Genomic DNA, 19,365 nt, shown 5'->3' with positions numbered 1-19,365 from the left:
CCCTTCGGCGTATAGATGCATCAACAATGCATCTTTAAAGGACGAATCGAAATGGCCGCTCCGCTCAGCGAACAGACCGTCGCCACGATCAAGGCAACCGCGCCCGCGCTTCAGCAGCACGGGGTCGCGATCACCACCCGCATGTACGAACGCCTGTTCGAGAATGCCGACGTGCGCGCGATGTTCGACCAGGCCGCGCAGACCTCTGGCGAGCAGCCGCGCCGTCTTGCCGCCGCGATCCTGGGTTATGCGCAGAACGTGGACAAGCTCCAGAACCTCACCGGCGCGGTGGCGCGCATGGTGCAGCGCCATGTCGATACAGGCGTGAAGGCAGAGCACTATCCGCTGGTCGCCGAAGCGCTGCTGCCCGCGATCCGCGACGTGCTGGGCGAAGCGGCAACCGACGAAGTGCTCGCCGCCTGGGGCGAGGCCTACTGGTTCCTTGCTGACATCCTCATCGGCAAGGAGGCCGAAGTCTACGCGGAGCGCGAGGCAGCCTGAACGGGCTGCAATAGTGACAAATGCCGTTCACCGCCCGAATTTTGACGTCGCGCCGGTGACCCGGTCTTGTTGCATCTGGACAAGTATTTGATCGGAGTACTAACACACCGCCAAACGGGGGTGTGACATTCCGATTCAGCATTGGCTGGCGGCAGCGGTCTTGGCGGGCCTTGCCACCGGCGTAAGCGCGCAGGACGCGGCGGGCCAGGGGGCAACCGGCGCGCAGTGGCCTGCGGCGCAACCTGCCACGCATGCGGGCCTTTCGGCCGCGCAGGTTTTCGCACTGGCCGAGCAGGCCCGCGCGGAAGGTGACTTCGCGACTGCGGAGACGGCTTATCGGGCCCTGTCGCAGGACCGGGATCTCGAAGTGCGGACAGAGGCGCGTTTCCGTCTTGGCCTGATGCTGGGCGACGATCTCAAGCGCTATGCCGACGCCGCGCTCGAATTCCGCCGCATCCTTGACGACAAGCCCGGCGCGGCGCGTGTCCGGCTGGAGCTGGCCCGGATGCAGGCCTCGCTCGGCAATTTCGGCGCCGCCCGCAAGGAACTGCGCGCGGCCCAGGCGGCGGGACTGCCGACCTCGGTGGAACAGCTCGTGCGCTTCTATACCCGTGCGCTCAACGCCCGGAAGCCGTTCGGCGGTTCGGTGGAGTTCGCGCTCGCGCCGGACAGCAACATCAATCGCGCCACCCGTTCCGACACGCTGGGCACCGTGATCGGTGACTTCACGCTGGACGACGAGGCGCAGGCGAAATCGGGCGTGGGCCTCAACCTTCAGGGGCAGGGCTACTTCCGCCTCGGCATCCAGCCCGGAGCCGACCTGCTGGTGCGCGCCTCGACCAGCGCCACGCTCTACCGCGAGCCGGACTTCAACGACGTGACCGTGGGGGTGCAGGCCGGCCCGCAATATGCATGGGGCGGCAACCAGCTCACCTTCTCGTTCGGCCCTTCGTGGCGCTGGTACGGCCGTGATCCCTACAGCATGACGATCGGCGGCAACGTAAGCTGGCAGCGCCCGACGGGTAAGCGCAGCCAGATCCGCCTCGACGGCGGGATTTCCCATGTCGACAACAAGCGCAATGCGCTCCAGACCGCCGATGATTTCACGCTTTCCGCCAGCCTCGACCGTGCCTTCAGCGCCCGGTTCGGCGGCGGCCTGCAGGTCTACGGCTTCCGCGAGGCCGCGCGCGATCCCGGCTATTCCCTCGCGAGCGGGGGCGCCTCGGTCTACCTGTTCCGCGAAATGGGCCGAACCACCCTGGTCGGCACCATGGCCTACAGCCATCTGGAGGCGGACGAGCGCCTGTTCCTCTACCCCGAGCGGCGCCGGGAAAACCGCTACAGCGCCAGCATCGCCGCCACCTTGCGCGCGCTGCACCTCGGCAGCTTCGCACCGCTCGTGCGCCTCAAATGGGAGCGCAACCGCTCCTCCATCGAAATCTACGACTACCGCCGCGTTGCCGCGGAATTCGGCGTCACTTCGGCATTCTGAGGGATAAGGACATGAAGCTTTCGCATCCGATATTCGTCACGTCGATCAGCGTCCTGCTCGCGGCATGCGGCGGCGGGGGAGAGGATGTCGCCTCGCTCCCCAAGCCGCCCACGGGCCAGGGGAATGCCACTCTCGCGGAGCTGCGCGTCAGCCAGGACTTCACGGCCTACTACGCGCAGGCGAACTATTCGCTGTCCCGCGCGACCGGGGCCGCCAGCGGAAAGAGTTCGGTCCAGGCGCCGACCGAGGTGCGTTACGATGCCGCGAGCCAGTCCTACACCCTCGTCGGCACGACGATGGGCACCACGATCTTCCGCCCGGCCGACAAGCTCGGCGATACGGCCGCGACGACGGGTTATCGCAAGATTGCCGGCAATACGCAGGAAGACTTCGTCCTGTTCAGGCCGGGCGCGGCCAATCCCGACATGGCGCTCACTTACGCCAGCTACGGCGCCTGGCAGAAGATCGTCGACAAGGGCACCGATCTCGACGTGAGCACGGCATTCTTCACTTACGGCGTGACGACCAGCCCCTCCGACATGCCGAAGTCCGGCTCGGCGACGTATCAGACCAGGATCGACGGCCAGTACGCCGATGGAACCGGTGCCTATGTGCTGTCCGGCGCCAGCAGCTTCGCGGCGAATTTCGCAGCCGGAACCGTCCGCTTCGAGATGAGCCCGACAGGCCAGCACGTGGTCGACGGGCGCACCAAAGTCTTCGGCAATCTGCAGCTCGATGGCATCATCAAGACGCCCAACCAGTTCTACAAGGGCAACGAGTTCGAGGCATCCTCGGATTTGAACGCGGCTTATTCCGCGGACCTGCACGGGTTCTTCTACGGCCCGGGTGCGTCGGAAATGGGCGGAGCGTTCACGCTGCGCCAGGGCCTCGGCAATCCGGAGATAGGCAACGGCTCGGGCGCGGTCGTCGGCCGGAAGAACTGAAAGCACAGGCTTGTATTCTCGCCGAGGCAAGACGTGGGTGGCTTGCCTTGGCATTCTGAACAGGGGGATTGTTCATGAAGACCGTACCCGTCGCCAAGTTGGCGACCATGACCTCGCTTACGGCGCTCAGTCTGTTGCTTGCGGCCTGCGGTGGTGGCGGCGACGTCAACAGCACGCCGACGCCTACACCCACTCCCACTCCCACTCCCACTCCCACTCCCACTCCCACTCCCACTCCCACGGCAAAGAACGACGATCTCATCGGGCCGCTGGTCTCGGAGAACTTCACGAACGACGCGATCCTTGGCAAGATTTCAGTCTCGACCAAGACGGGCTCCGCGACCCATAGCGCCGGGAAGACGGCGCTGACGATCGCCTACAATGCCGCGAACCAGAGTTACACCCTGACCGATGGCTCGGTCAGCCAAGCATTCCGGCAGGCTGATATCGATCCTGCCCAGTCGAATGCGGCCGTCACCACCTACAAACTGACAGCCAAGTCGACGACCGACTTCCTGACGCTGTCCAAGACAGGGAGCGGAGCCGGCCAGACGCGCTATGTCGGCGCCGGGTTCTGGCAGCGGGTGACCGAAGGCAAGTCGAGCGTTGATGGGCGTTTTGATGCTTTTGCTTATGGTGTGAAGACAGCGGCCGCGGATATGCCGCGCACTGGTGCGGCTAGTTATGACGTCAAGTTGCTGGGCGTTTCGGCGTCCAACATCAATATCCACACTCTCGCAGGCAGCGGTCGGCTCGACGCCGATTTCGCGACGGGGGCCATCCACGCCAACGTGCCTTTCTCCATGACGGAAAGCGAGACGGGGCTGACCGGCTATGGCAGCATTCTCATTGCCAATGCGATGATGAAGTCCGGGACCAACGGCTTTGCCGGCATTCTCGGGACCACCACGAACTACGAAACTGGCACAAGTACGTTTCAGGGATCGTTCTACGGACCAGGAGCGGCGGAGGTGGGTGCTACCTTTTCCAGCGCCTATGCCGATGAAGCAACGGTCGGTGTGGTCTGGGGTGGCCGAAACGACTATCCGCTCAACCAGCACGGTAGCATCTTAAATCCTGAAAACGCCACTTTCTTCCGCGTGCGCGGGCAGAGTGTCTCGCTTTCGCTTGATGGCAACGGAAAGCTCGTTTCGACGGGGCAGGCCAGCGGGTTGTTCGCGAAGTATGCGGCATGGGGCCGCGGCGGACTGTTTTACCGGTCGTCCGGACAGGTCCTTGCCCCGTTGCAGCGCCGCGACGTTGAGGCGACTTACGACGAGACGACAGCCTTCTTGGGGATGGGGCAAGAGGCTGCCGTGGTCGCGGGGCTGCAATATGACCGGACCGGGCCGTCGACGATCCTCGATGCCTATGTCTACGGTGACGAGACGGCCTCCTCGGCTGTTCCGCGAACCGGAACCGGACATTACAATGCCAGGATCGGTGGTGCCGTGCTGGAAACGGGACAGCAATTGCAGACACTGGATGGAACCGGACGTCTTGCAGCCAACCTTGGAACGGGCACGCTATCCGGTTCGGGCGATTATCAACTCAGTCTGTTCAGTCCGGCCAGCATGATCGTGCCGGCGGGATCAGTTTACAGCGGCACAGACAACGGGACCTGGACGACCAGCGCTACGATATCCAGCACGACGAACGCGATTGCGGGCACACTTTCTCTCGATGGTACGAAAGATTATACCGGCAATCTCGATGCGCGGTTCTACGGTGACGCAGGCGATCAGATCGGTGGTACGTTTCTGCTTTCGAGCACGACCGGCGGAAAGGCGAACGGATATCTGATCGGCAGCACCGACCCTGCCATTTCTCCCCCCACGGGCCTGGCCAACATTACAGGCACTACGCTGTTACATGGGATCGGCGCCGAGGTGGCATATAGGGTTACTATAAACAATGACTATTCTGATAATTTCGCGGGTGCGACGACCACCGATTACGCTGTGGAACTGTCGTCCGGCTCGCCTGTCGGAGCGATCCGGGTGACCCGCAATTCGGGCAGCGGCACATACGCCGCCATGCAAAGCTCCGATGTAGACAGCGCGACATCCAATGCTGAGCGTACGGTTTATCGATCCGGGGCGGTGAGCAGCGGAGGCTTCTCCAGCTATGCTGCGGTGGATCGCTATATTTTCGATGGGAAGGGCGGCAGGATCGCTCTCACCTATTCTGGCTTCGCGAAGTACGTGCTGGCGGGAGGCGTGACACAATCGGGCGCCGGAAACTATAACATGGGCTATATCGCCTATGGTCAGGCCACGCCCAAAGGCCTCATGCCGACCACTGGAACGGCGAGCTATACGGGCGTCGCACATGGCAGCGCGGTCATCTACAACAACGATATCAGGATCGACATGTACGACGTTTCCGGGACGTCATCTCTCTCCGCAAATTTCGGAACGGGCAAGATATCCGGTCAACTCGCCCTCAGCGGCACCAATCTCGCCAATGGACGCGATCTGAGTTTCGGGACTACGAGCTTCGCCGGCACTATCGGGGACGTGACCGCCGACGCGCAGCGCGTCGGTGGCTTTTCCGCCACCCGTGGTGGCGGGCTTGAAGGAACCCTCAACGGCATGTTCTTCGGGCCGAATGCCAACGAAGTCGGAGGCAACTTCAATTTCGAGTACTTTTCGCCCAGTGTGGGAGGTGGCACGGTCAGAGGTGCCTTCGTCGCGGCGGGTCGCTGATACCGGTTGTGAGCTTTCTGCCCTTCCGGTTCACCGCGTTCCCACACCGCGCTCGAACTGCGATTGCAGGTTCGCCAGCGTCGCCGGGCTGACCGGGGGCAGTTCCTGCGCCGCCTTGCCCTTGCGCAAGGCGGCGCGGTCCTTTTCGGGGGGCTCCACCAAGCGCACGCGCACGGCGGCCTTGCCCTTGTTCCGGATGCCCAGTTCTTCCGCCGCGCCTCTGGAAAGGTCGATGACGCGGGCGCTCTCGCCGAAGGGGCCGCGGTCGTTCACGCGCACCACGATGCGGCGGCCGGTGTCGAGCGAGGTGACTTCGACGTAGCTGGGCAGGGGCAGGGTCTTGTGGGCGGCCGTGATCCACCTGGGGCGGAAGCGTTCGCCATTGGCCACTTTGTTGCCGGATTCGCTGCCGTACCATGTCGCATAGCCGAGCACGTCGTAACCGGGCTGGGTGGCGGGCGTGTAGGTCGTGCCGCGCACCTTGTAGGGCGGGCCGACGCGTACCGGCACGTCGCTGACCGGGCGGAACTTGGTGCCGCCGCCGCAGGCTGCCAGCGTGGACATCAGGGCTACTGCGAATAAGGGCTTGAGCGCCCCCGTTAAACTGCCGCTCATGCGCCATCCCTAGCTTTGTGCATTCGGGGCTGTCCACTCCGTCCGACCCCGGAGCAGGGCATGTCGCCGGAACCGGAACCCCGTCAGCCCGGTTGTCCACCGCTGAAGGAGTGACGCATGTTCAAGTCGATAGCCGTGGCGGCGCGGGACCGGGCGCGGATGGCCGAAGTGTCGGCGGTGATCGTCCGGTTCGGTCTTGAGGCGCTGGCGGTGCGGCTGGGCCTCGGCGAAGGGGACGATGCGGGCCATGAGCCGCGCGACCTGCCAACGCGCACGCGCCGCGCGCTGGAGGCGCTGGGGCCGACTTACGTGAAGCTCGGCCAGATTCTCGCGACCCGGCGCGATCTGCTGCCGGATGCATGGATCGCGGCCTTCGAGCAGCTCCAGAGCGATGCGCCGCGCCTGCCGTTCGAGGCGCTGCGCGGTGAAGTGGAGGCCGCGCTGGGCGAGCCGCCGGAAACCGCGTTTGCCTGGTTCGATACCGAGCCGCTGGCGGCAGCCTCGATCGCACAGGTCCACCGGGCGGTGCTGAAGGATGGCACCGAAGTGGTGGTGAAGATCCGCCGCCCGGGCATTCGCGCGCGGATGGAGGCGGACCTCAGGCTCATGCGCCATCTGGCGGCCATGGCGGAGGCGCGCAGCGGGCAGGTGCGGCGGATGCGGCCCACGGCGATGATCGAGCAGCTGGGGCGCGAAATCCTCGACGAGCTGGATTTCACCGGCGAAGGGCGCAACGCCGACCTGCTCCGCGCGGACCTTGCCGCGCTGGACCGTGTCGAGGTGCCGCGCATCCATTGGGAATGGACCGGCGAGCAAGTGCTGGTCATGGATTATATCGCGGGCATTCCTCCGCGCGATCCCGAGGTCTTGAGGGCGGCCGGGATCGATCCCTCGCGCATTGCCGCGCTGGGGGCCGAACTGGTGCTGGAGATGGTGCTGATCGGCGGGCGCTTCCACGCCGACCCGCATCCCGGCAACCTGTTGTGCCTTCCCGGAGATCGGCTGGCCTTGCTCGATCTCGGTTCGGTGGGGGTGGTAAGTCCGCGCCGCCAGCACGAGTTCCTGACCTTCATCCTCGCCCTGCGCAGCGGCGATCCCGGCGGCGTGGCGGACATGCTGGCGATATGGTCGGAAAACGGGGGGATTTCGCGGGAGAAGCTGCTGCGTGCCTCCGAACGCCTGGTTGCCCGGCACGGCAGCGGGGCGCTGGTGCTGAACGCGATGGTGGCGGATTTCTTCCCGCTGCTGCGGCAGGAGGGGCTGGTTCTGCCGCCGGACCTCGTGCTGATCTTCAAGGCGATGGTGACGATGGACGGCGTACTGGCCGGAATCGCGCCCGGGTTCGACTTGTCCGAGGCGCTGGAGGGGATGCGCGGCCGGCTCGTCGCCTCGCGGATTTCGGGCCTCGCCGCGCCGGACAAGGTGGAGGCGGCGCTGCTGGAGCTTTCGCGCATTGCCGGGGAAGCGCCGCGATTCCTGCGCGCGGCCTCGGCGCGGATGGAGGCGCCGTCACCGCCCGCGCCTGACAACGGCACGGCGCGGGCGGTGAAACTGGCCGGGTGGCTGATCGGCGGCGCGGTGGTGTTCCATGCGCTCGCCGACCTGCTGGTCCACTGGACCTGACGGTTACTTGCGCACCGCGTCCGACTTGTCGCGCAGGCCCTTGAACTCGGAGCCGGGTTTCCACTGCGGCCACTTCGCCGAATTGGCGAGGTCGCGGCCGATCTCGCGGACCAGTTCCACGTCCTGCACCGCGCCTTCCATCTTCCAGTCGGGCGACCAGGCGTCGCAGGCCTGGTGGTAGCACTGGCCGGTATAGGCATCGATCCAGGCCTGCCCGGCCTTGACGCCGCCGTCCTTCAGGTCGGCCGCTCCGGCAAGGCCCATCATCAGCATGACCGGCACGCCGCGCTTGGCGAAGGAGAAGTGGTCCGCGCGGTAGAACAGCCCGCGCTCGGGCAGGCTCTCTACCGTCACGCGGCGGCCCTGGGTGGCGGCGACGCGCGCCATGTCGTCCTCCAGCGTGTCCTGGCCCTTGCCGATCACCGTCACGTCGTTAGCGGCGCCCGCGGTCTGGAGCACGTCGATGGTGAGGTTGGCGACGGTCTTCTCCATCGGGAACACCGGGTTGGCGGCATAGAATTCCGAACCGAGCAGCCCGCGCTCCTCCGCGGTCCACGCCGCGAAGACCACCGTGCGCTGCGGCGCCGGTTCGCTCTTCATGACGCGGGCGATGTCGAGGATGCCGGCAATGCCGATGCCGTCGTCATTGGCGCCGGCGCGGTAGATGCGGCCCTGCGCATCGGGCGCGCCCTTGCCGTAGGCGTCCCAGTGGGCGCCGAACATCACCACTTCGTCCTTGCGCGCGGTGCCGGGGATCTGCGCCAGCACGTTGTGGCTCATGACTTCCTCGTGCTTCACCGGCACTTCGGCGTCGAAGCTGACGCCCTTGAGCGTCACCGGCCGGAAATCCGGACGGCGCGCGGCGGCGGAGAGCTTTGTCAGGTCCAGCCCGGCAGAGGAGAACAGCCGCGTTGCCGCATCGGCCGAGAGCCAGCCCTGCAAGGCGAGGCTGGTCAGCTTGTCGGGCGAGCGCACGATGTCGTAGTTTTCGCCGCCCGGACTGGTGACGACGTTCCAGCCATAGCCCGCGCCTTCCGTCTCGTGGACGATCAGCGCCGCTACCGCGCCCTGCCGCGCGGCTTCCTCGAACTTGTAGGTCCAGCGGCCATAGTAGGTCATCGTCCGGTCGCCGAACTTTCCGGCGGCAGGCTCACCCTTTCCGGCGTGGAAGTCGGGGTCGTTGATGAGGAAGACCACGACCTTGCCCTTGAGGTCCATGCCCTTGAAATCGTCCCAGCCGCGTTCCGGCGCGTTCACGCCGTAGCCGACGAAGACCACGGGGGCGCCGGCGATGCGGGCGGTGTCATCGGGGCGCACGGTCGAGATGTAGATGTCCTTGGCCACGGTCACCGGCATGGCGCCCCTGGGGCTGGAGAAGGCCAGTGTCGCCGGCGTTTCGAGCCGGGTGTGCAGTAGCGGCACCTTCTGCACCCACTGGCCGTCCGGACCGGCGGGCTGGAGGCCGATATCCTGGAAGCGGGCGATGAGGTAGCCGATGGTCCGTTCCTCTCCCACGGTGCCGGGCGCGCGGCCTTCGAACGTGTCCGAGGCCAGCGTCTTCACATCGGCCACCATCCGCTCGGGATCGATCGCGTCCCTGGCGAGAGCGGGGTGGGCCGTGGCGGCAAGGAGGGCCGCGACCAGCGGGAGGGCGAGGCGGCGGGCGGAGCGGGGCGTGACGGTGGTGTTCATGCCCAGCGCTTTTAGGAGGCGGGGCCGGGGAGGCAAGCCCCGGCGCCCGGCGGCGCGCGCGGGCCGCCATTCTCCATCATCGTAGTTATACTTACGTCTTGATGGTTATTGTGGGTCTACCGGGGGCGGCGTAATTATACGTCAAATAAAAATGTCAGGGCCGCGAGTCTATTTCATGATGACTTGAGGGGAAACGGTCATGGCTGATGAATTCAAAGGGAATTCCGCGCCCTTGTCTGCGGCGGATTACGAAGCGGCCGCCAAGAAGATCGGTTGTTCGGTTGCCGCCATCCGGGCTGTATCGCAAGTGGAAAGCGCAGGCGGCGGTTTCCTTGCGGATGGACGGCCCAAGATACTGTTCGAACGGCACATCTTCCACAAACTGACGAAGGGCAATTACACCGCGGCCCACTCCGATATCTCCTGGCCCAAGCGCGGCGGCTATGTCGGCGGGGCAGGGGAGTATCCACGCCTCAGGCAGGCCATCGCGCTGGACCGCAAGGCCGCGCTCCAGTCGGCAAGCTGGGGCCGGTTCCAGATCATGGGCTTCAATTACGCTTCATCCGGCTATGCCGACGTCGAGGCGTTCGTGAAGGCGATGGTCGATGGAGAAGCGGGGCAGCTTGATGCCTTCGTCGGGTTCATCCGCAAGAACCGGCTGGACGACGAACTGATCCGGCTGGACTGGGCAGGCTTCGCACGCGGCTACAACGGGCCGGACTACGCGGCGAACGACTATCACAACAAGATGCGCCGGGCTTACGAGAGCTTCATGGCGGGCGGCGCGCGCACCGCCAATCCCACGCCGGTGCTGAAGCTGGGAGACAAGGGCCAGCCCGTGCTGCATCTCCAGCAATTGCTGGGATTGCCGATGGACGGCGATTTCGGCCCGGCCACCAAGACGAAGGTGATTGCGTTCCAGAAGGGCAAGGGTCTCTATGCGGACGGGATCGTCGGTGCGCAGACCTGGCTTGCGCTTCAGGCGCCTTCCTCTGCGCCGTCAGCCGCTGCCAGCCCCTCCGTCGATGCCGCGCTTTCACGCCAGCCGCTGCGCTTCGGCGACAAGGGCGAGGATGTCGCCTTCCTGCAGAAGCTGCTGAAGCTCCCCGCCGATGGCGCTTTCGGCTCGATGACGGCGCAGGCGGTGATGGATTTCCAGAAGTCGAAAGCACTCAAGGCGGACGGCGTCGTCGGCGCCGCCACATGGGCGGCGCTGCTGCCGTGAACGGCCATTGTCCGGGAGCTTGCCGTGCCGCCTGGAGGAAAGATCTGTCTCAGCGCTCGCAGCGGGAATAGTCGCCCGCGCGGCAGGCGGCGACATCGCGGCGCCAGCGGGCAAGGTCAGCCTCGTAATCGCGGCGGGCCCTGTCGTATTCGCGGGATTGGCGCGAATAGCTGCTGCCGCGCGGCGCTTCCTCCGCGTCCCCGTTCGCGTCCTCGTCGGCATAGTCGTTGCCGCCCCGGGCGCGGTCGTAATCCTTCCATCCGGCAGCATATTGCGCGTCGCGCTTGCGGACGTACTGCAACTGGTCATTGTTGAGCTTGCGAATGATCGCGCGATCGCGGGCGATATCCTCAGCGCTCATCCGGTCGTGAGGGTCGTCGGCCAGAGCCGGTCCCGCCGCCAGCACGAGTGTGCCGAACGCAATCAGAGCGCGCGCTCCCCTCATCGTAATCTCCATCCCTCGCTGGCTTTCCCGCGCTCTGGCGGGGCGATGGGGCGGATGCAAACGGCTATGCGACGAGCCGTTGCCCGGCGCGACGGAGCGGTTCAGGCGTGAGCCGCGCCGTTAGGCGGCGTGGGCGAATTTGCGGGCAAGAAGCCGCCGGCCGGATTTCTCCGGCCGGCGGAATCCCGATCCCTGGACGGCTCAATGGCTCCTTACGGCAACGATCGAAATCGCGCGGGTATTGGTCGCGATCCGGTCGGGCTGGCCGCGCGCGGCGATCCGTTCGGCGAACAGGGCATCACGCTGTGTGAAGGCCCTTTCCGAGGAATCGTCGCGGCACCGCATCATGTCGGAATATGCCGGCAGGTCGCGCATGTCCGCGCCGCCGCACACCTGGCGTACCGCGACGGTGAGGCGCCGCGTCAGCGAATCCTGACCGCTGGCGGTGGTGAGATCGAGGTCCCCGTAGCGGACCTCGCGGGTTGGCAGGTTCGAGTTGCGGACTTCCTTGACCACCACGTCCGCAAGGACGGGGGTGACAAGCGCGAACGAGGCCATGGCGAACATGGCGGTGGTGACGATTTTCGTGTGAATCCTGGTCATCTGCATTCTCCTGTTGCTCGAGAGTGCAGCCCCCGCACGCAGACCTTCGCGGATCTACGGGGCAGCGAACTGCTGGCGACCTCAATGGATGTGGAAAGTCGTTCCCAAACAGCCACAGGCTGTGGGGAGGGTGTCGACCTAAGTATAAATATGTCTATACTTTAAAAGGCCCCGCGATTATCACCCCGGCGTTCAAGGTATGCGCGTAAATTTACTTGTATGAGTAAATTGCCATATCGCAAAAGGTGAGTCGGTACTTTTATCGGGCGATCCTGCTATTGCGCAGAACCATGTCGCTTTCAAGTCATAACGCGGTCTCTGTCGTCGAACGGCATTTGCGGATCGACGGGCGACATGACAGGCCTGCCGCGCCCGGCGTTGCAATCGCGCAGGGCGTCCCCACATCGCGGCCTGGCATTTCGGCGAGGCGATCGGAGAGCGGCGCGGCTGCTTGCGCTTTGCGAACAAATCTGGAACACGTCACCTCCATGAGTCTCTCCCACATCACGGTGCGCGGTGCGCGCGAGCATAACCTCAAGGGCTTCGACATCGAGCTTCCGCGCGAGAAGCTGATCGTCATCACCGGGCTGTCGGGCTCGGGGAAATCGAGCCTCGCGTTCGACACGATCTATGCCGAAGGGCAGCGCCGCTATGTCGAGAGTCTCTCGGCCTATGCGCGCCAGTTCCTGGAGATGATGCAGAAGCCGGACGTCGAGCATATCGACGGCCTCAGCCCCGCGATCTCGATCGAGCAGAAGACCACCAGCCGCAACCCGCGCTCCACGGTGGCGACGGTGACGGAGATCTGGGACTACATGCGCCTGCTCTGGGCGCGCGTGGGCATTCCCTATTCGCCGGCCACGGGCCTGCCGATCGAGGCGCAGACCGTGTCCAACATGGTCGATCGGGTGATGGAACTGCCCGAAGGCACCCGCGCCTATCTGCTGGCGCCGGTGGTCCGCGGCCGCAAGGGCGAATACCGCAAGGAACTGGCCGAGTGGCAGAAGGCGGGCTACACCCGCGTCCGCATCGACGGCGAACTCTATGCCATCGAGGACGCCCCCGCGCTCGACAAGAAGTACAAGCACGACATCGAGGTCGTGGTGGACCGTATCGCGGTGAAGGACGGCATCCAGACCCGCCTTGCAGACAGCTTCGAACAGGCGCTGAAGCTGGCCGAAGGGCTGGCCTATATCGACCTCGCCGACGGCGTCGTTCCCGGCCGTGAGGAAGAGGGGAAGGGTGCGAAGAAGACCCTCAAGGGAACCGGCCTGCCGCCGAACCGCATCGTCTTCTCGGAAAAGTTCGCCTGCCCGGTCAGCGGCTTCACCATCGAGGAGATCGAGCCGCGCCTGTTCTCGTTCAACGCCCCGCAAGGCGCCTGCCCGGCCTGCGACGGGTTGGGAGAGAAGCTGCTGTTCGACCCGCAACTGGTGGTCCCGAACGAGCATCTCAGCCTCAAGCAGGGCGCCGTGGTGCCCTGGGCCAAGTCGAACCCGCCTTCGCCCTATTACATGCAGGTGCTCTCCAGCCTGGCCGAGCACTTCGGTTTCGACCTCACCACGCCGTGGGACGCGCTTTCGCCCGAGGTGAAGATCGTCATCCTCTACGGCACCGCGGGCAAGGCCGTGCCGCTGACGTTCAGGGACGGCAAGAAGGAATACACGGTCAACAAGCCGTTCGAGGGCGTGATCGGCAACCTCAACCGCCGCATGATCCAGACCGACTCTGCCTGGATGCGCGAGGAACTGTCCAAGTTCCAGACCGCGCAGCCCTGCGAGACCTGCGATGGCAAGCGCCTGAAGCCCGAGGCGCTTTCGGTGAAGATCGCCGGCAGCGACATCGCCGATGCCGCGCGCCTTTCGGTGGCGGATGGCTTCGCGTGGTTCGGGGAGCTTGAGGGCAAGCTGACCAGCCAGCAGCAGCAGATCGCCAAGGCCATACTCAAGGAAATCAACGAGCGCCTCGGCTTCCTCAACAACGTCGGGCTCGATTACCTCAACCTCGACCGCACCAGCGGCACCCTGTCAGGCGGCGAGAGCCAGCGCATCCGCCTTGCCAGCCAGATCGGCTCGGGCCTGTCGGGCGTGCTCTACGTGCTCGACGAACCCTCGATCGGCCTCCACCAGCGCGACAACGACATGCTGCTGGAAACGCTCAAGCGCCTGCGCGACCTTGGCAACACCGTGATCGTCGTCGAACATGACGAGGACGCGATCCGCACCGCCGACCATATTGTTGACCTTGGCCCCGGCGCCGGTGTCCATGGCGGCGAGATCGTGGCCGAAGGCACGCTCAAGCAAGTGCTGAAAGCCAAGAACAGCCTTACCGCCGCCTACCTCAACGGCACCCGCAAGATCGAGGTGCCGACCACCCGCCGCAAGGGCAACGGCAAGCAGATCGTGGTCGAGAACGCCCGCGCCAACAACCTCAGGAACGTGACGGCGGCCTTCCCGCTCGGCACCTTCTGCTGCGTCACCGGCGTTTCCGGCTCGGGCAAAAGCTCGCTCACCATCGACACCCTGCAGGCCGGCGCCTCGCGCCAGCTCAACGGGGCGCGCGTGGTGGCGGGCGCGCATGACCGGATCACCGGGCTCGAACACTGCGACAAGGTGATCGAGATCGACCAGTCCCCCATCGGCCGCACCCCGCGCTCCAACCCCGCCACCTACACCGGGGCCTTCACCCAGATCCGCGACTGGTTCGCGGGCCTCCCGGAATCGGAAGCACGCGGCTACAAGGCCGGGCGCTTCAGCTTCAACGTCAAGGGCGGCCGGTGCGAGGCATGCCAGGGCGACGGCCTCATCAAGATCGAGATGCACTTCCTGCCCGACGTCTACGTCACGTGCGAGGAATGCCACGGCAAGCGCTACAACCGCGAAACGCTGGAAGTGAAGTTCAAGGGCCACTCCATCGCCGACGTGCTCGACATGACGATCGAGGACGCGGAGGAGTTCTTCAAGGCCGTGCCGCCGATCCGCGACAAGATGCACATGCTGAACGAGGTGGGCCTCGGCTACGTCAAGGTCGGCCAGCAGGCGACCACGCTGTCCGGCGGCGAGGCGCAGCGCGTCAAGCTCGCCAAGGAACTGGCCCGCCGCTCCACCGGCCAGACGCTCTACATCCTCGACGAGCCCACCACCGGCCTCCACTTCGAGGACGTGCGCAAACTGCTCGAAGTGCTCCACCGCCTTGTCGAGCAGGGCAATTCGGTTGTGGTGATCGAACACAACCTCGATGTCATCAAGACCGCCGACTGGATCATCGACATGGGCCCCGAAGGCGGCGTGCGCGGCGGCGAGGTGATCGCCGAAGGTACGCCGGAGGATATCGTGAAGGTGAAGAAGTCCTTCACCGGGCACTATCTGAAGCCGCTGCTGGCCAAGTGATCGATCCGCCGCGCCGGGGATTGCTTGGCGCGGCGCTGTCGTTCCAGATCATCTTGAGTTGTTCGAAAGTCGACTTGCCGATCAAGTTCAGCAAGTTTGGCGGTGGCTTTGCGCCCATTACCGCCTCGGGCCGTCCAGTCGATTTCCCTAATAGCTGATGGGGTGGACGCCCCCGACAGCCTTTATGGCAAAGTGGAGGTGTTGAAGCACCACTGAGGAGGCGTCCGTGTCACAGGTTACCACAATCGGTCTGGATATCGCCAAGAACGTTTTCCATGCGCATGGCGCTGACGAGCGGGGTGCGATGGTTTTCAGCCGCAAGCTGACGAGAGCAAAGCTGCTCGAGTTCTTCGCAGGTCAGCCGGTATGCATAGTAGCGCTCGAGGCGTGCGGTGGCGCCCATCATTGGGCGCGTCAGCTACAGACGATGGGGCACGATGTGCGGTTGATCCCGCCATCTTACGTGAAGCCATTCGTGAAGCGGAACAAGAACGATGCGATTGATGCTGAAGCGATTGCCGAGGCTGCGCAGCGCCCAGGCATGCGCTTCGTGGCGGTGAAAAGCGAAGAGCAACAGGCCGCAGGGCTCGTGTTCCGCACACGTGACCTAGCGGTGCGGCAGCGCACTCAGTTGATCAACGCCATTCGCGGGCACCTAGCGGAGTATGGTTGGGTAGCACCGCGCGGCACAGCGCATATGACAATGCTCGCCGACCTGCTCGAGGATGAGGAAATGACTTCAAGTCTGCCTGCAGCGGCACGGCCCATGTTCAAGCTCATGGTCGACATGCTGGCCGATCTCGACAAGCAGGTTGCCGTGCTGGACCGTGAGATCGCACAGCGTGCCAAGGAGGATGAAGCAGCCAGGCGGCTAATGACCATTCCAGGGATCGGTCCTATCGCTGCGACCGCCATCATCGCGCTGGCCCCGCCGGTCGAGACGTTCCGTAAGGGTCGCGACTTCGCGGCTTGGCTTGGCCTCGCCCCCCGTCAGCACTCGACCGGCGGCAAACAGCGGCTCGGCAGCATATCGAAGATGGGCGAGCGGACGATCAGACGACTACTGATCATCGGCGGCAGCTCAATGGTACGCCAGGCATGCCGGTTTGGCGCGCCTGCCGGCTCGTGGCTTGAGCGGATGCTGGAGCGCAAGCCGCGCATGCTCGTCTCGGTAGCGCTCGCCAACAAGATGGCGCGCATGGTCTGGGCGTTGCTCACAAAGAACGAAGATTACAGAGCTCCGGCAGCGGTCGCGACGTAAGTCAAGGCAGCGGCCAGAGGCGTCGGGGACGTAGGCGGTCGAAGGAGGGTATGGCACAACAGTCGGCGAGACGGGGCTGGAAGAACCAGGGAATGGCAGAGCGCTAGCCAAGCGCGCATAGCTGAAATGGATCCGGTCCGCGAACTCCCATACTGGCCCGCAGCATATGGCGCTGCTCATCGAGGCCGGACAGATGACAGCATCCGACTACGTGCCAACAAACCCCGATTTACTGCTTGCATCCGAAGGGGCGTCCACAGATGCCGTTCTCGGACGCCAGATGTTGCCGACGATCCGGTCCGTGGCCGGGTGCACCGGGCGATCGGCATGGTTCGCCCGGTGCCGGAATGGGTGTCTTTGCGCGTCCCCGGAAAGCTCACTCAATATGCTGGGCGAACGCCAGATAGCGTTCGTGCAATTCGTCTTCCTCGCTCTGGCTGAGATTGCGGGCGGCCAGCTTGATGTCCACCCGCTCGATCTTGCCGCCCTTGAAAGCGAAGGGCGGCTTGTAGGCGTCCGATACCGGCGATCCGCTATCCGCCCCAACTCCGAAGGTGTCGATCCCGAACCGGCCCGCGACCGTCTGTTCGATGCGGCCCCGGGCTACTTCCTCACCATCCAGCAGCAGAACCGCCTCGCCGCCCTTGCCCAGCCCGCCGCCGTCATAAGCGAAGGCGACTTCGATGGTCGACGTGCCCTTGGGAAGCGGCTTGCTCGACACGACGTTCAGCCGGTCCTTCTCGAAGAAGTTGTAGTGGTACACCGGCTTGCCATCGAGAATGTAGATGGCATAGCCAGCCGACCCGCCGCCTGCCGCAAGCAGGACGCCCTCGGCTTTGCCCGAATCGTTGTCGACCACCACCTTGATCGAGTGCGACCGGTTCTTGGTATTGGGCGCAGCCGTTTCCGGCAGGCGCGCGGCGCCCTCGTAATAGGTGAAGTCGGTGCGGTTTGGATCCGCGCCGCCCGGTGATGGCTTCGGCTCTGCGAGGCGGCCGGACCCGCGGTCGTCGAGCGGGTAGACGTTGTATTTCTCTGCTTCCTCATCGAAGATCCGCTTCAGTTCCTCCACCTTCTCCGGGTGCGTGGCGGCCAAGTTCTTGGCCTCGCTGAAGTCCTCGTCGATGTTGTAGAGTTCCCAGACATCGTTTTCCCAGTGGCCCGGCGCGAAGTCCTGCCGCCACGGGAATGTGTGCTGCGCGCAGGCGATCCAGCCCTTGTCGTAGATCGCCCGGTTGGAGAAAACCTCGAAGTACTGGCGTTCGCGAACGGCATGGGCATCGGCGCCTGCGAATGTCGACTGGATGGAAACGCCGTCCATCGGCTTCTGTTCGACGCCGTTGACGTAATCCGGCGCGGGAATGCCTGCGGCGTCCAGCAGGGTCGGCACGATATCGATCAGATGGCAGAACTGCGGCCGCAGCCCGCCCTTGTCCTTGATCTTGTCCGGCCATGAAATCACCATCGGATTGCGCGATCCGCCGAAGTGGGAGGCGACCTGCTTCACCCATTGGAACGGAGCGTTGCCGCTCCAGGCCCAGCCCAGCGGATAGTGCGGCTCGGTATTCGGGCCACCGATCTCGTCATAAGCGGCCAGATTGTCCTCGATCGACGAGGGGATGCCGTTGAGGTTCATCACCTCGTTGACGGTCCCGGTCATGCCGCCTTCGGAACTCGCGCCGTTATCGCCGACGATATAGATGATGATCGTATTGTCCGCGTCCGGCAGTCCGTGCACGGCGTCGATCAGGCGGCCACACTCGTGGTCGGCGAAAGAGAGATAGCCAGCAAAGTTCTCCATGAACCGCGCGAACAGCTTCTTCTCATCGCCCGACAGGCTGTCCCAGTTTTGCACCCAGTCCGGCTTCGCCGTGAGTTCGGTGTCCTGTGGGATGATGCCGGCAGCGAGTTGCCGCTGATAGGTTTCTTCACGGACCTTTTCCCAGCCTTTGTCGAACTGGCCCTTGAACTTGTCTCGCCACTCGGCCGGAGCATGATGCGGCGCATGGGCCGCGCCCGGCGCGAAGTAGCAGAAATAGGGCTTATCGGGCGCGACCGACTTCGAATAGCGGATCCAGTTGATCGCGCGGTCGGTCATGTCGGTCTGAAAATGGTAGCCTTCCTCCGGCGACTTGTCGGGCTCCACGGCGACGGTGTTCTCGAAGAGGACCGGGTAGTACTGGTGGGTTTCCCCGGCAATGAAGCCATAGAAATAGTCGAAACCCATGCCGGTGGGCCAGCGGTCGAACGGACCGGCGACACTGCTCTCCCAGTCAGGCGTATTGTGATTCTTGCCGAACCAGCTGGTCGCGTAGCCGTTTTCTTTCAGAATGCGCCCCACCGTAGAGGTCGATTGCGGGATCATATTATTGTAGCTGGGGAAGCCGGTCGCCCATTCCGACAGGAACCCGGTGCCGCAATTGTGGTGATTGCGCCCGGTAATCAGCGCCGCGCGCGATGGACCGCAGATCGCCGTAGTGTGAAACCGCGTGTAGCGCAGCCCGCTCCCCGCCAACTTGTCCAGAACCGGCGTCGGCACCGGCCCGCCGAACGTGCTCGCCTGGCCGAAGCCGACGTCGTCCAGCAATATGAGAACCACATTGGGCGCACCCATGGGCGGCTGGGGCAATTCCGGCCATTGGCTTTCCGAATCCTGGTAGGTTTTGCCGACTCTGCCGGTGAACGGCGGCCGGGGAAGCGGAAGGCGGCTGCGATCGATCTCGGGCATGGGGCTGCTCCAATCCTTGCGAAGGAAGCCGCATTATGACGTGATTGACCCTTGCTGGTATCGGGGTTGTCCCCAGCGGCGCGAGCTGAAAGACCTGAGAGCGGCAGCGCACCAGCAGTGACAAATTGGCTCGCGCAAC

The 19,365-nt window shown here is 64.6% G+C and carries 13 protein-coding genes; 8 read left to right on the top strand and 5 right to left on the bottom strand.

The features are described 5' to 3' along the window. Window positions 1–51 precede the first annotated feature (51 nt). The 4 genes from ACLIMP_RS14520 (at window position 52) to ACLIMP_RS14505 (ending at window position 5,645) form a co-directional block, all read left to right on the top strand. The gene (locus ACLIMP_RS14520; protein ID WP_054436877.1) at window positions 52–501 is read left to right on the top strand and encodes a globin domain-containing protein; all 450 of its coding nucleotides are present in this window, start codon (window positions 52–54) and stop codon (window positions 499–501) included. Window positions 502–661: 160 nt separating this feature from the next. Continuing rightward, on the top strand, window positions 662–1,993 hold the full coding sequence (locus tag ACLIMP_RS14515; RefSeq protein ID WP_185996896.1) for a surface lipoprotein assembly modifier: 1,332 nt from the start codon (window positions 662–664) through the stop codon (window positions 1,991–1,993). 11 nt (window positions 1,994–2,004) lie between these two features. Next, window positions 2,005–2,937 carry a transferrin-binding protein-like solute binding protein gene (locus ACLIMP_RS14510; protein WP_324696358.1) on the top strand — a complete coding sequence of 311 codons (933 nt, stop codon included), beginning with the start codon at window positions 2,005–2,007 and terminating at the stop codon, window positions 2,935–2,937. 74 nt (window positions 2,938–3,011) lie between these two features. Then, window positions 3,012–5,645, top strand: a complete 2,634-nt coding sequence (locus tag ACLIMP_RS14505) for a transferrin-binding protein-like solute binding protein (protein WP_443477931.1) — start codon at window positions 3,012–3,014, stop codon at window positions 5,643–5,645. A 30-nt stretch (window positions 5,646–5,675) separates the two neighbouring features. Here ACLIMP_RS14505 and ACLIMP_RS14500 read toward each other — a convergent pair whose 3' ends face one another. Beyond that, complete coding sequence (locus ACLIMP_RS14500; protein WP_443477930.1) at window positions 5,676–6,260, bottom strand: septal ring lytic transglycosylase RlpA family protein; 585 nt, start codon at window positions 6,258–6,260, stop codon at window positions 5,676–5,678. Window positions 6,261–6,377: 117 nt separating this feature from the next. On the opposite strand from ACLIMP_RS14500, the gene ACLIMP_RS14495 reads away from it, so the two are divergent. Next, the gene (locus tag ACLIMP_RS14495) at window positions 6,378–7,883 is read left to right on the top strand and encodes an ABC1 kinase family protein (RefSeq protein WP_324696354.1); all 1,506 of its coding nucleotides are present in this window, start codon (window positions 6,378–6,380) and stop codon (window positions 7,881–7,883) included. A 3-nt stretch (window positions 7,884–7,886) separates the two neighbouring features. Here the strand turns inward: ACLIMP_RS14495 and ACLIMP_RS14490 are convergent, their stop codons facing one another. Beyond that, window positions 7,887–9,575: a M28 family metallopeptidase gene (locus ACLIMP_RS14490; RefSeq protein ID WP_324696352.1), complete on the bottom strand. Its 1,689-nt coding sequence runs from the start codon at window positions 9,573–9,575 to the stop codon at window positions 7,887–7,889. Between the two features lie 199 nt (window positions 9,576–9,774). Between ACLIMP_RS14490 and ACLIMP_RS14485 the strand changes: the two genes are divergently transcribed. Continuing rightward, window positions 9,775–10,800 (top strand): N-acetylmuramidase domain-containing protein, encoded by a 1,026-nt coding sequence (locus ACLIMP_RS14485; protein WP_443477929.1) that lies wholly within the window; start codon window positions 9,775–9,777, stop codon window positions 10,798–10,800. Between the two features lie 49 nt (window positions 10,801–10,849). Here ACLIMP_RS14485 and ACLIMP_RS14480 read toward each other — a convergent pair whose 3' ends face one another. Next, window positions 10,850–11,245, bottom strand: a complete 396-nt coding sequence (locus ACLIMP_RS14480) for a hypothetical protein (protein ID WP_443477928.1) — start codon at window positions 11,243–11,245, stop codon at window positions 10,850–10,852. Window positions 11,246–11,446: 201 nt separating this feature from the next. After that, complete coding sequence (locus ACLIMP_RS14475; RefSeq protein WP_185996903.1) at window positions 11,447–11,848, bottom strand: UrcA family protein; 402 nt, start codon at window positions 11,846–11,848, stop codon at window positions 11,447–11,449. A gap of 488 nt (window positions 11,849–12,336) precedes the next feature. Here ACLIMP_RS14475 and uvrA point away from each other — a divergent pair, with 488 nt between their 5' ends. Both uvrA and ACLIMP_RS14465 read left to right on the top strand, forming a co-directional pair. After that, a complete protein-coding gene (uvrA, locus tag ACLIMP_RS14470; RefSeq protein WP_324696346.1) occupies window positions 12,337–15,237 on the top strand; it encodes an excinuclease ABC subunit UvrA in 2,901 nt (966 codons plus the stop codon). Between the two features lie 226 nt (window positions 15,238–15,463). After that, a complete protein-coding gene (locus tag ACLIMP_RS14465; protein WP_054434091.1) occupies window positions 15,464–16,498 on the top strand; it encodes an IS110 family RNA-guided transposase in 1,035 nt (344 codons plus the stop codon). A gap of 376 nt (window positions 16,499–16,874) precedes the next feature. Here the strand turns inward: ACLIMP_RS14465 and ACLIMP_RS14460 are convergent, their stop codons facing one another. Then, window positions 16,875–19,226, bottom strand: coding sequence for an arylsulfatase (locus ACLIMP_RS14460; RefSeq protein ID WP_443477927.1), 2,352 nt, complete (start codon window positions 19,224–19,226; stop codon window positions 16,875–16,877). Window positions 19,227–19,365 lie beyond the last annotated feature (139 nt).

This window comes from Novosphingobium aeonii (assembly GCF_052279045.1).
Lineage (GTDB): Bacteria > Pseudomonadota > Alphaproteobacteria > Sphingomonadales > Sphingomonadaceae > Novosphingobium.
The sequence above is the reverse complement of the archived record's forward strand: the minus strand, read 5'-3'. Positions and strand labels throughout refer to the sequence as shown.